Consider the following 12,178-nt stretch of genomic DNA (forward strand, 5'->3'; position numbering starts at 1 on the left):
CCACGGGCGGCGCGGCGGGGGGCGCGGTCAGTCCCGGCCCAGTGCTTGGTGCAGATCGGCCAGCCCCTGGTCCACCGTGAAGGCCGCCGCGAAGCCCAGGGCCGCCCGGGCCGCCTCTGGTGCGCCTTTCGAGATGCGGATGTCGCCCTTGCGCGCGGGCACGTGGTTGATGACCGCCGGCCCCGGGCCGCCCACGGCGTCGATCTTCCGCGCCAGGTCGATCACGCTGGTCCCGATCCCGGTGCAGATGTTGAAGCGATGCGCCCCGGGCCGGGCGCTGCCGAAGGCCATCGCCGCCAGCAGCCCGCGGGCGACGTCCTCGACATAGACGAAGTCGCGAACCTGCTGGCCGTCGCCATGCACCGTATGGGGCCGGCCCGCCCGCAGGTCGGAGAAGAACTTGGTGATGACCCCCGCATAGGGCGAACGCGAATCCTGGCGGTCGCCATAGACGTTGAACAGCCGCAGGCTGACCGAGGGCAGGCCCCGCGTTCCCGCCAAGGCGCGCAGGTGATGTTCGGCGCCCAGCTTGTCGGCGCCGTAGGGCGAGACCGGGAAGGCGGCGTCGGTCTCGCGGCAGAACTCCTGCGGCGAATCGCCATAGACGGCGGCGGTCGAGGTGAAGACCACCGGGATGTTGCCGCTGCGCTGCGCCGCCAGGAACACCGTCAGCGCGCCGTCCAGGTTGATGCGATGCGCGCCCATCCAGTCGGCGATGCAGGCCTGCACCGACACCTGCGCCGCCAGATGGAAGATGCCGTCCATCCCCACAGCCAGCCGGGCCACCAGATCGGCGTCGAGGATGCTGCCCTGGACGAAGCGCGCGCCGGGCCGGATGTTCCGCCGCCGCCCCGATGACAGGTCGTCGAGGATCACCACCTCGTCGCCCCGGGCGATCAGGCGGTCGGTCAGATGGCTGCCGATGAATCCGGCGCCGCCGGTGACAAGGAACCTGCCCACTGCGCTTATCCCCCGCCGATCGCGTTGCTGGGACGGGCAGCGATCTTCCGGCAGGCAGTCCCGTAAGGTGCTGCGACTGTCAGTTGCGGTTGCCCCTGGTGCCCCTGCGCGGACGCGGAGCATTGGCGAAGACGACGGCCAGGGTATGCCACAGGATCCACAGGTCCAGCGCCATGGTGCGGTTCTTCTGATAGATCAGGTCGATCTTCAGCTTGGTCGGCAGGCAGCGGCGGGCATAGGCGCGCTCGGTCTCCTCGGCGCTGCGGCAGCGGGCCAGGATCTGGCCTTCGTGCCGGTGATAGATCAGCGTCGCAAGGCCGGTCACGCCGGGGCGGTTCTTCAGGACCTGGCTGTAGACGGCGGGGAACCGCTCGACATATTCGCGGATGGTGGGGCGGGGGCCGACGAAGCTCATGTCGCCGCGCAGGATGTTGAACAGCTGCGGCATCTCGTCGATGCGGGTGCGGCGCATGAAATGGCCCAGCGGCGTGATCCGCCAGTTCTTGTGCGCCCCCGTCACGCCCGAATCCTGGTCCTGCTGCAGCATCGTGCGGAACTTGAGGTGCAGGAAGGTCTCGGTCGGGGTGCGCATCCGCGGCGCCGCATAGAGGATCGGCCTGCCCTGCACGACCAGCAGGACCACCGCGACCACGGCCATCACCACCGACAGCGGCACCAGCAGGATCAGGGCCAGCGTGATGTCGAACAGGCGCTTGCGACGGGGCAAGGGCTTCACGCCGGCCGCATTGGCCTGCTGCATGAGCCAGGTCAGGCTGGTCGCCGGAAGATACGCCGCCTTGGTGTTGTCCCAATCGGGGTGGATTGTCACGATACCTGCCTTGCCGTTTCCGCTTTTGCTCTCCGCTAGCACATCGTTCCGGGCATGGGAACACGGCGCGCCCGGCGGGGGCCGAATGACTTGCGCGACCATTGCAAAGTCGCCACTGTCAACCCGAACGAGGCGATGCACAGGCGGATGATGCGGAAATTTTTAGTCATGCTGGACGACAGCCGGGAATGCCTGAACGCGATGCGCTTCGCGGCCATGCGCGCCTCCAATTCCGGCGGGGCGGTGACGGTGCTTGCGGTGATCCCCCCCGACGAGATCCAGCATGGCTTCGGGGTGGCCGAAGTGATGCGCGCCGAGGCCTACGAACGGATCGAGGCGCATTTCGATGTCTATGCCAAGTGGATGAAAACACGCCCGAAGGTCGAACCGGAACTGGTCATCCGCGAGGGCGACCCGGCCGAGCAACTGCTGGCTTATCTGAACGAGGATCCCGAGATCGGCATCATCGCCATGGGCCTGGGATCGGACAAGTCGTCGCAGAACCCGCTGCTGCTGCGCCTGCTGCGCGATGCGGGAAGCCTGCCCTGCCCCATCACCATCGTGCCCGCCGACATCTCGAAGGAACGGCTGGAGGCGATCACCTGACCGCAGCCCCCGCTTGACCCGCAGGCGCCCCGTCGCCATATCCGATGCAAAGGAGCCTTGGCCAATGTTCATCCAGACCGAAACCACACCGAACCCTGCGACGTTGAAGTTCCTTCCCGGGGAAACCGTGCTGGACACCGGCACGGCTGACTTTCCCTCGGCCGACACCGCGGCGCGGTCTCCGCTGGCCCAGCGCATCTTCGCCGTGGGTGGGGTCACGGGCGTCTTTCTGGGCCGCGACTTCGTGACCGTGACGAAGGCGGACGACCAGCCCTGGGATCATCTCAAGCCCTCGATCCTGGGCGCCATCATGGAGCATTTCCAGTCCGGCGCGCCCGCGATCGAAGGCGTCTCCCAGCCGTCGGGCCATGCCAGCCATGACGGACCCGACACCGAGATCGTCACCCAGATCAAGGACCTGCTGGACACCCGGGTGCGCCCGGCGGTGGCACAGGACGGCGGCGACATCACCTTCCACGGCTTCGACCGGGGGGTGGTCTATCTGCACATGCAGGGCGCCTGCGCGGGCTGCCCGTCATCGACTCTGACCCTGAAGATGGGGATCGAGAACCTGCTGCGCCACTATATCCCCGAGGTGGTCGAGGTCAGGCCCGTTGCCTGACCCGGTCGCCCTGGGCTTCGACACATCGGCCGCGCATTGCGCGGCCGCTTTGCTGCGGGGCGACGCGGTTCTGGCCCAGGCCTCGGAGGAGATGACCCGCGGCCAGGCCGAGCGGCTGTTCCCGATGATCGAGGAGGTGCTAGGCCGGTCGGGCCTTGCCTGGCGGGATCTGGACGTGATCGGCGTGGGCATCGGGCCGGGCAACTTCACCGGCATCCGCATCGCCGTGGCCGCCGCCCGCGGGCTGGCCCTGTCGCTGGGGATCCCGGCCGTCGGCGTGACCGCGACCGAGGCTGCGGCCCTGGGCGCGGCCCGCCCCTGCCGCGTCGTGCTGCCGCTGCGGGGCGACCAGGTGGTGTGGCAGGACTTCGGCACGGCCAAGGGGGCCGTCCGCAGCAAGCTGCGGCCGGTCCGCTGCCGCCCGGCCCCGCGCAGGCTGCGCCTGCGGTTCCCCCCGCCATCGCCATCGCGCGCATCGCCCTGGCGCGCCGCACCGATCCCGGCCCGCGACCGGCGCCGCTGTATCTGCGCCCCGCCGACGCGGCACCCGCGCGCGACGCGGCGCCGCTGATCCTGCCGTGACGAGGGACGACCTGTCCGCCCTGCACGCCCGCTGCTTCGTCCGGCCCCGCCCCTGGAGCGGCGCCGAGTTCGCCACGCTGCTGGACAGCCCGCACGTCTTCCTGCTGACCCGCCCTGCGGGGTTTCTCATGGGCCGGATGGTCGCCGACGAGGCCGAGTTGCTGACCCTGGCGGTCGCCCCCGAGGCCCGCCGGCAGGGAATCGCCCGCGACCTGCTGCGCGATTTCTGCGCGACGGCCCAAGCGGGCGGGGCGCGCCGCGCCTTTCTGGAAGTGGCCGCCGACAACGCCGCCGCCCGCGGGCTTTATCTGGGCGAAGGCTGGCAGGAGGCGGGGCAACGGCGGAACTACTATGGCGCCGGCCTGAACGCGGTCGTGATGCAGCGCCATCTTCAGGCCGGCCAAGAAGGCGGTTGACCCGTGGGGGCCGTTGCGCCCTAATCTGGCCATCAAGCGGGCGACTTGAATCGCCGGCATCAACAGGATGAGGTTTCCTTATGTCCCTGACGAAATCGCTGCTTGCGGGCGTGGCGCTGTCGGCACTGGCGGGCGGCGCGGCCCTGGCCGAGCCTGCGCTGATCTTCGACCTTGGCGGCAAGTTCGACAAGTCCTTCAACGAGGCCGCCTTCATGGGCGCGCAGCGCTGGGCCGAGGAAACCGGCGGCACCTACAAGGAACTGGAGATGCAGTCCGAGGCGCAGCGCGAACAGGCGCTGCGCCGGCTGGCCGAAACCGGGGCCAACCCGATCGTCATGACCGGCTTTGCCTTCGGCGACGTGCTGAACCAGGTGGCCCCGGATTATCCCGACACGCAGTTCGCCATCATCGACATGGTCGTGGAACAGCCCAATGTGCAGTCCATCGTCTTCACCGAGGAACAGGGCAGCTATCTGGCCGGGATCATGGCGGCCGAAGCCTCGGAATCCGGCACCGTGGGCTTCATCGGCGGCATGGACATCCCGCTGATCCACAAGTTCGAATGCGGCTTCGCGCAAGGCTTCAAGGCCGCCCGGCCCGACGGCACGGTTCTGGTCAACTATACCGGCACCACGCCCGCCGCCTGGAACGACCCCGTCAAGGGGGGCGAACTGGCCAAGGCCCAGATCAGCCAGGGCGCGGACGTGATCTATGCCGCGGCCGGCGGGACCGGGATCGGCGTGCTGCAGGCCGCGGCGGATGGCGGCATCCTGTCGATCGGCGTGGACAGCAACCAGAACCACCTGCACCCGGGCAAGGTGCTGACCTCGATGGTCAAGCGGGTGGACAACGCCGTCTACGACGTCTTCACGAACGGCGTCGAGCCGGGCGTCAAGGTCATGGATCTGGAGGCCGGTGGCGTGGACGTGGCCATCGACGACAACAACAAGCCGCTGGTGACGCCCGAGATGCAGGCCGCCCTGGATGACGCCCGCGCCAAGATCGCCAGCGGCGAGATCGCGGTCCACGACTACATGACCGACAACACCTGCCCGGTCCAGTAATGGCGGCGGACAGGCGGACAGGGGGCGGCTGGAAACGGCCGCCCCTGCGGCGATTGAACTGCGCGGCATCTCGAAGGCGTTCGGGCCGGTGCAGGCCAACCGCGACATCCATCTGCGCGTCGAGAAGGGCACGATCCACGGCATCATCGGCGAGAACGGCGCCGGCAAGTCCACGCTGATGTCGATCCTCTACGGCTTCTACAGGCCCGACTCGGGCGAAATCCTGGTCGGCGGCCAGCCCCTGACCATCACCGACAGCCAGACCGCGATCCGCGCCGGCATCGGCATGGTCTTCCAGCACTTCAAGCTGGTCCAGAACTTCACCGTCCTGGAAAACATCATCCTGGGCGCCGAGGAGGGCCGCCTGCTGCGCCCGTCGCTGTCCAAAGCCCGCGGCGTGCTGCGGCAACTGGCGCAGGAATACGAACTGAACGTCGATCCCGACGAGGTCGTGGAAAACCTCTCGGTCGGGCACCAGCAGCGGGTCGAGATCCTCAAGGCGCTGTATCGCCAGGCCGACATCCTGATCCTGGACGAGCCCACCGGCGTGCTGACCCCCGCCGAGGCCGACCACCTGTTCCGCATCCTGGAAGGCCTGCGGGCCGAGGGCAAGACGATCATCCTCATCACCCACAAGCTGCGCGAGATCATGGAGATCACCGACACCGTGTCGGTCATGCGCCGCGGCGAGATGGTGGCATCGGTCAGGACCGACGACACCAGCCCCGAGGAACTGGCCGAGCTGATGGTCGGCCGCAAGGTGCTGCTGAACGTCCAGAAGGCGCCCGCACGCCCCGGCAAGCCGGTGCTGGAAGTCCGCAACCTGCGGATGGTCGATGACGACGGCGTGGAACGGCTGCGCGGCATCGACCTGGACATCCGCGCGGGCGAGATCCTGGGCATCGCGGGCGTCAGCGGCAACGGGCAGACGCAGCTTCTGGAGATCCTGGGCGGCTATCCCCCGAAGGGCAGCACCGTCTCGGGCGAGGTGCGGGTGAACGGCGCGCCGCTGCCCCTGCGCGGGGCCGCCTGCAACGCCGCCGAACGCCGCCGCCAGGGCATCGGCCACATTCCCGAGGATCGGCAGGCCGAGGGGCTCATCATGGATTTCTCGGCCTGGGAAAACGTCGCCTTCGGCTATCACGACGCGCCGGAATACGGCCAGGGCCCGCTGATGGACCGGGACGCCATCCGCCGCGATGCCGAGGGCAAGATCGCCCGCTTCGACGTGCGCCCGCCGAACTGCGACCTGGCCGCGCGCAACTTTTCGGGCGGCAACCAGCAGAAGATCGTCGTCGCCCGCGAAATCGAACGCAATCCGGACCTGCTGCTGATCGGCCAGCCCACCCGCGGCGTGGACATCGGCGCCATCGAGTTCATCCACAAGCGCATCGTCGATCTGCGCGACGCCGGCAAGGCGATCCTGCTGGTGTCCGTCGAACTGGACGAGATCATGGCGCTGTCGGACCGCATCGCGGTGATGTTCGACGGCCGCATCATGGGCGAACGCCTGCCCGGCCAGACCACGACCGGCGATCTGGGCCTGCTGATGGCGGGCGTGGACGCCGCGCCCCAAGACCAACCTTCCCGGATGACCTGATGAAGTCCATCTGCCTCGCCTGCCTTGTTCCCCTTGCTCTGGCTGCCGGTTGCAGCACCGGCGCCATGCCGCGGATGCCCAAGATGGACATCTGGCCCGATGGCGAGGCGCCCGACCGTCTGGTCATGGCCGCCGAGTCCCGCGCCCAGACCCGTGCCCGCAACCCGGACGGCAGCTGGGCGGTGGCCGATCCGGTCCGAGATTCGGATTATCAGGCCGACTTCCCGGCCAATTGCGTCACCGACGCCCGCGGCACGGCCTGCGCCGACCACGCCCCGGTCGAGGTGCCGGCCGAAGCCGCGACCGCGCCCCAGGTCACCGGCCGCGTCGCCATCGCCTTCGCCACCCTCGCCGACGGCAGCCGCTGCACCGGAGAGGCCCGCCAGGGCCAGTCCGCGGCCGAGGAGAACCTGCTGGCCGTGCGCGGCTTTCCCGGCGCAGGCGGCGCGGTCCCCCGCGCCCGAAGCCTGGCGCGCATGGCGGGAAACGGTGACCCGATCGGCTGGGACCAGATCGCCGACGCCCGCGCCTTCCTGGCGCTGTGTTCCGGCATGAAAGGCTGAGCCGATGGAAAAGATGCCGAAATGGGCCGACCTGATCCTGACGCCGCTGATCTCTCTGGTGCTGGCGATGGCGATTTCGGCGCTGGTGATCCTGGCCATCGGTGAAAGCCCGGTGGTCGCGCTGACCACGATGATCGACGGCGCCCTGGGCTCCAGCTATGGCTGGGGCTTCACGCTGTATTACGCGACGAACTTCATCTTCACCGGGCTGGCGGTGATGGTGGCCTACCACGCCAGCCTGTTCAACATCGGTGGCGAGGGGCAGGCAGCGATGGGCGGCCTGGGCGTGGCGTTGGTGCTGCTGTCGGTGCCGCTGCCGCACTGGGCGCTGGCGCTGCCCGCCGGAATGGCGGGCGCGGCGCTGTTCGGCGCCGCCTGGGCGCTGATCCCGGCCTGGCTTCAGGCGAAACGCGGCAGCCACATCGTCATCACCACGATCATGTTCAACTTCATCGCCGCCGCGGCGCTGAACTATATCCTGGTGAACCTGCTGCGCCCGGTGGGCAGCATGGACCCGGCATCCGCCCGCTTTCCCGAAGCCTCCCACCTGCCCAAGCTGTCGGACATGGCGCTGGCCCTGGGCTTCGACTGGGGCGAGAACACCCCCGTCAACATCAGCTTCTTCGTGGCGGTGATCGCCTGCCTGCTGGTCTGGCTGCTGATCTGGCGAACCCGCCTGGGCTTCGAAATCCGCGCCTTCGGCAAGTCCGAACCCGCCGCGCTTTACGCGGGCATCAACCCGGTGCGCATCACCGTGATCGCCATGCTGATCTCGGGCGGACTGGCGGGGATGATGGCCATCAACAACGTCATGGGCGAGGCCGAGCGCCTGGTCCTGAACGCCGTCGAAGGCGCGGGCTTCATCGGCATCGCCGTGGCGCTGATGGGCCGCAACCACCCGCTGGGCGTGTTCCTGGCCGCGCTGCTGTTCGGGTTCCTGTATCAGGGGGGCGAACTGGCGCTCTGGACCTCGATCCCGCGCGAACTGATCATCGTCATCCAGGCGCTTGTGATCCTGTTCACCGGCGCTCTGGACAACATGGTGCGGATGCCGCTGGAGCGGATGTTCATGGCGATGCGGAAAAGGGGCGCATGATGGATCTGAATACGATCATCCAGATCCTCGACAGCGCGGTGCGGCTGATGACGCCCCTGCTGCTGGCCTGCCTGGCCGGGCTGTATTCCGAACGCGCGGGGATTTTCGACATCGGCCTGGAAGGCAAGATGCTGATGGCCGCCTTCAGCGCCGCCACCGTCGCCGCGCTGACCGGCAATGTCTGGCTGGGCGCCTGCGCGGGGCTTCTGGGGGCGCTGATGCTGTCGGCGCTCCACGGCATCGCCTCGATCACCTTCCGGGGCAACCAGTTGATCTCTGGGGTGGCGATCAACTTCCTGGCCTCCGGCCTGACGGTGCTGCTGGGACAGAAGATCTTCGGCCTGGGCGGGCGCACCCCCAGCCTGACCCCCGGGGCCGAGCTTGATGCGCAACTGGGGCCGTTCCGGGGCTGGCTGTCTGGCATCGCCGGACCGGATGGCACGGCCGCGCTGACCGGCACGCCGCGCTTCGGGGAAATCACCCTGCCGCTGGCCGAGGCGATGCGGGGCGTCCCGGTGATCGGGCCCTTCTACGCCGAGGTGGTCTCGGGCCACACGATCCTGGTCTATGTGGCCTTCCTGATGGTGCCGCTGACATGGTGGGTGCTGTATCGCACCCGCTTCGGCCTGCGGCTGCGGGCGGTGGGGGAAAACCCCGCCTCGGTCGATACCGCAGGGGTGTCGGTCACGCGGCTGCGCTATGCCGCGGTGGCCATCGCCGGGCTGCTGTGCGGGCTGGCCGGGGCCTATCTGGCAACCGGCCTGTCCGCCGGCTTCGTCAAGGAGATGACCGCCGGGCGGGGCTTCATCGCCCTGGCCGCGCTGATCTTCGCGAAGTGGCGGCCCTGGGGGCGCTGGGCGCCACCTTCCTGTTCGGCCTGCTCGAGGCCGTGACCAACCGCTATCCCGATCTCGACCTGGGGATCGTCACGGTGCCCTCGATGTTCATGAACGCCCTGCCCTACATCCTGACCGTCATCATCCTCGCGGGCTTCGTGGGCCGCGCCATCCCGCCCCGCGCCGGAGGAGAGCCCTATGTCAAAGAGCGCTGAGCTTGCCCGTCTGATCCGCGACCGGGCGGGGGACCAGCCGCCCGAATACGGGCTGATCCTGGGATCCGGCCTGGGCCACCTGTCGGGAACGGTCGATGGCGTGGCGATCCCCTATGACGACCTGCCCGGCTTTCCCCATGCGGGCGTGTCGGGCCACGTCCCGCAGCTGGTGATCGGGCAGTTGGAAGGCCGCCGCGTCGCGGTCTTCGGGGGCCGGTCGCATTACTACGAATCCGGCCGCGCCGATGCGATGCGCCTGCCCCTGGAGACTCTGGCAGCCCTAGGCACGCGCAAGCTGATCCTGACCAATGCCGCGGGGTCGCTGCGCCCCGACCTTCCGCCGGGCGGGCTGATGCTGCTGGCCGACCACATCGCCTTCGCCGGCACCAACCCCCTGATCGGAGAGCCGACCGACGCCCGCTTCGTGCCGATGACCGATGCCCACGACGCGGACATGCGCGCAGCCTTGGCCGCCGCCGCAGCGGCCGAGGGGATCGACCTGCCCCAGGGCGTCTATTGCTGGTTCTCGGGCCCCAGCTTCGAAACCCCTGCCGAAATCCGCGCCGCGCGGATCCTCGGCGCCGATGCCGTCGGCATGTCCACCGTCCCCGAGATCATCCTGGCCCGCTTCCTGGGCCTGCGCTGCGCCGCCATCTCGGTCATCACCAACATGGGGGCAGGCCTGTCCGACGAATCGATCAGCCACGACCACACCAAGGCCATGGCCCCGCTGGGCGCCGCCAAGCTGGAACGCATCCTGCGCCGCTTCCTGCGCGACGCCTGACTTCTTCTTTGTCCCAAATACCCCCGCCGGAGGCACCCGCCCTCGCCCCCCTGCCCGGTGCCTCAGGTCAGGCGGACCAGTTCCGCCTCGACCCGCGCCGCGGCTGCCTCCAGGTCGCGCAGGTCGTCCAGGGCCACCACGGCGCGTTCGCGGTCGGCATAGCGCTGCCGGTGCTTCAGATAGCGCGGGTCATAGTGGTCGCGCAGCAGCCCCTGGGCAAGGCCGCGCCAGTCGCCCGCCGCGACGGCGGCCAGCCAGCCTCGGGTCCGCTCGGCCGGATGCAGCGGCGCCAGGGCGGCAACGACCGCCTCGACGCGCGCCGGGTCGGCCACCATGTCGGCATAGCTTTCCGCCGTATAGGCCGCCCGGGCTGCGACAGGCACCTGAAGCCGCAGGCGCGGCGCGGCGCAGATCGCCTGCCACATGGCCTTCGGCAGCGTCACCTTGCCGATGCGGCTGCTCTCGGCCTCGACCAGCACGGGACGCGCGGGGTCAAGCCCTTCCAGCACCAGCGCCAGCCTGCCCTCGAACAGCTTCTGGCCTGGCTGGCCCTCGGGCCGGCCGCCGAACAGGCTTCCGCGGTGGTTGGCCAGACCTTCAAGGTCGATCACCTGCCAGCCGCGCCGCGCCAGCCGCCCCAGGATCGCGGTCTTGGCGCTGCCGGTATCGCCGTCCAGGACGATCACTGGCGCCAGGACCGGCTGGTTCTGCACCCGGTCCACCACCAGCGCCCGCCAGGCCTTGTAGCCGCCCTCGATGCGGTCCACCCGCCAGCCTATCTGCGATAGGATCGTGGCGAAACTGCCCGACCGCTGCCCGCCCCGCCAGCAATAGATCAGCCCGCGCCAGCTTCCGTCGCGGTCGGCCAGCGGCCCGGACAGGTGGCGCGCGGCATTGGCGGCCACCAGCGCGCCGCCGACGCGGCGGGCGTCGAAGGCCGACACCTGCTTGTAGATGGTGCCCACCTGCGCCCGTTCGGCGTCATCCAGAACCGGCAGGTTGATCGCGCCGGGCAGGTGATCCTCGGCGTATTCGGACGGGGACCGCACGTCGATGATGTCGTCGAACCCCGCCAGGGCGGGGTCGAGCAGGCGCGTCAGGGCCAGGGGCACGTCAGTAGACGTAGACCGGCGTCCCGATGGGCACCTGGTCATACAGCGCCATCACCGCCTCGTTGCGCATCCGCAGGCAGCCGTTCGACACCGCCCGCCCGATCGAGCCCGGCTCGGTGGTGCCGTGGATGCGGATGGCCGTGTCCTGGCCTTGGTCGTTGTACAGATACAGCGCCCGCGCGCCCAGCGGGTTCTGCGGGCCGCCCGGCATCCCGTTGGCCCATTTGCCGTACTGTTCGGGCTTGCGCTTGATCATGTCCTGCGTCGGCGTCCAGGACGGCCATTCGACCTTGCGGCCGACGGTCGCGCGGCCCTTCCAGACCAGCTCGTCGGTGCCCACGGCCACGCCATAGCGCACGGCCCGCCCCGGCGCGATGACGTGATACAGGAAGAAGTCCTTGCTGACGACGACGATGCTGCCGACCTCGAAATCGTTGCGGATCGCGACTTCGGTCGGGGCATAGGGATCGCGCGGAGCCTCCTGCGAGAAGGCCAGCGAGGGGGCGAGGCAGGCGGCGGCCATCAGCGGCGCGGCCAGCGACATCAGTTCACGGCGATTCATGGTGATCCTGTCATTCTCGTGTTCTTCTGCTCTTGATCCTGTCCTAGCAAGACGGGACCCACAGGTGCAACTCACGAGGGCGTATCGCGTTCAATCGCCCTTGACCGCGGCGCCTCCAGGCCACATCTGCCGGATATGGCCTTCGCCCCGCGCCCCTGCTGTCAAGACGCCCGCCGCCGCCCGCTGCGGCGTCCCGCGCATCTGTGCCGGGGCAGGGGCGACCGCGCCTGCCGCTGCCATCAGGACGCCCGGCCGGTCCAGGCCCGGCCGCGCCGCCCCCTGCGGCTCGACCCCCGCGCCCTGATCGCCGCGCAGCTTCCGCGGCAGGCCC

General features: G+C 69.3%; 13 protein-coding genes and 1 pseudogene. 10 read left to right on the forward strand and 4 right to left on the reverse strand.

The genetic code is table 11. From position 1 onward, the window contains the following. Positions 1 to 27: 27 nt before the first annotated feature. Together ACZ1HC_RS02545 and ACZ1HC_RS02550 are read right to left on the reverse strand one after the other, a co-directional pair. A complete protein-coding gene (locus tag ACZ1HC_RS02545; RefSeq protein ID WP_472698614.1) occupies positions 28 to 960 on the reverse strand; it encodes an NAD-dependent epimerase/dehydratase family protein in 933 nt (310 codons plus the stop codon). A 79-nt stretch (positions 961 to 1,039) separates the two neighbouring features. Then, the gene (locus ACZ1HC_RS02550; RefSeq protein ID WP_472700760.1) at positions 1,040 to 1,720 is read right to left on the reverse strand and encodes a sugar transferase; all 681 of its coding nucleotides are present in this window, start codon (positions 1,718 to 1,720) and stop codon (positions 1,040 to 1,042) included. A 219-nt stretch (positions 1,721 to 1,939) separates the two neighbouring features. On the opposite strand from ACZ1HC_RS02550, the gene ACZ1HC_RS02555 reads away from it, so the two are divergent. From ACZ1HC_RS02555 to ACZ1HC_RS02600, 10 genes and pseudogenes are all read left to right on the forward strand, one after another. Beyond that, entirely contained in the window at positions 1,940 to 2,395 is a 456-nt protein-coding gene (locus tag ACZ1HC_RS02555; RefSeq protein ID WP_472698615.1) for a universal stress protein, read from the forward strand. A gap of 64 nt (positions 2,396 to 2,459) precedes the next feature. Further along, the gene (locus ACZ1HC_RS02560; RefSeq protein WP_472698616.1) at positions 2,460 to 3,017 is read left to right on the forward strand and encodes a NifU family protein; all 558 of its coding nucleotides are present in this window, start codon (positions 2,460 to 2,462) and stop codon (positions 3,015 to 3,017) included. Further along, positions 3,010 to 3,588 carry a tRNA (adenosine(37)-N6)-threonylcarbamoyltransferase complex dimerization subunit type 1 TsaB gene (gene tsaB / locus ACZ1HC_RS02565; RefSeq protein WP_472698617.1) on the forward strand — a complete coding sequence of 193 codons (579 nt, stop codon included), beginning with the start codon at positions 3,010 to 3,012 and terminating at the stop codon, positions 3,586 to 3,588. The genes ACZ1HC_RS02560 and tsaB overlap by 8 nt, the downstream gene beginning before the upstream one ends. Before the next feature lie 7 nt (positions 3,589 to 3,595). Then, the gene (locus tag ACZ1HC_RS02570; RefSeq protein WP_472698618.1) at positions 3,596 to 4,015 is read left to right on the forward strand and encodes a GNAT family N-acetyltransferase; all 420 of its coding nucleotides are present in this window, start codon (positions 3,596 to 3,598) and stop codon (positions 4,013 to 4,015) included. 80 nt (positions 4,016 to 4,095) lie between these two features. Beyond that, a complete protein-coding gene (locus ACZ1HC_RS02575) occupies positions 4,096 to 5,079 on the forward strand; it encodes a BMP family lipoprotein (RefSeq protein ID WP_472698619.1) in 984 nt (327 codons plus the stop codon). 28 nt (positions 5,080 to 5,107) lie between these two features. Continuing rightward, positions 5,108 to 6,679, forward strand: coding sequence for an ABC transporter ATP-binding protein (locus ACZ1HC_RS02580; RefSeq protein ID WP_472700761.1), 1,572 nt, complete (start codon positions 5,108 to 5,110; stop codon positions 6,677 to 6,679). Beyond that, a complete protein-coding gene (locus tag ACZ1HC_RS02585; protein ID WP_472698620.1) occupies positions 6,679 to 7,242 on the forward strand; it encodes a hypothetical protein in 564 nt (187 codons plus the stop codon). Before ACZ1HC_RS02580 ends, ACZ1HC_RS02585 begins: the two co-directional genes overlap by 1 nt. 4 nt (positions 7,243 to 7,246) lie before the next feature. Then, complete coding sequence (locus ACZ1HC_RS02590; RefSeq protein ID WP_472698621.1) at positions 7,247 to 8,338, forward strand: ABC transporter permease; 1,092 nt, start codon at positions 7,247 to 7,249, stop codon at positions 8,336 to 8,338. After that, a pseudogene (locus ACZ1HC_RS02595) lies at positions 8,338 to 9,389 on the forward strand (ABC transporter permease). Before ACZ1HC_RS02590 ends, ACZ1HC_RS02595 begins: the two are co-directional and overlap by 1 nt. Continuing rightward, a complete protein-coding gene (locus ACZ1HC_RS02600; protein ID WP_472698622.1) occupies positions 9,373 to 10,173 on the forward strand; it encodes a purine-nucleoside phosphorylase in 801 nt (266 codons plus the stop codon). Before ACZ1HC_RS02595 ends, ACZ1HC_RS02600 begins: the two are co-directional and overlap by 17 nt. A gap of 62 nt (positions 10,174 to 10,235) precedes the next feature. Here ACZ1HC_RS02600 and mnmH read toward each other — a convergent pair whose 3' ends face one another. Continuing rightward, positions 10,236 to 11,327 carry a tRNA 2-selenouridine(34) synthase MnmH gene (mnmH, locus tag ACZ1HC_RS02605; RefSeq protein ID WP_472698623.1) on the reverse strand — a complete coding sequence of 364 codons (1,092 nt, stop codon included), beginning with the start codon at positions 11,325 to 11,327 and terminating at the stop codon, positions 10,236 to 10,238. Continuing rightward, positions 11,287 to 11,847 carry a L,D-transpeptidase gene (locus tag ACZ1HC_RS02610; protein WP_472698624.1) on the reverse strand — a complete coding sequence of 187 codons (561 nt, stop codon included), beginning with the start codon at positions 11,845 to 11,847 and terminating at the stop codon, positions 11,287 to 11,289. The genes mnmH and ACZ1HC_RS02610 overlap by 41 nt, the downstream gene beginning before the upstream one ends. Between the last annotated feature and the right edge of the window lie 331 nt (positions 11,848 to 12,178).

This window comes from Paracoccus sp. BR5-17 (genome assembly GCF_055693925.1).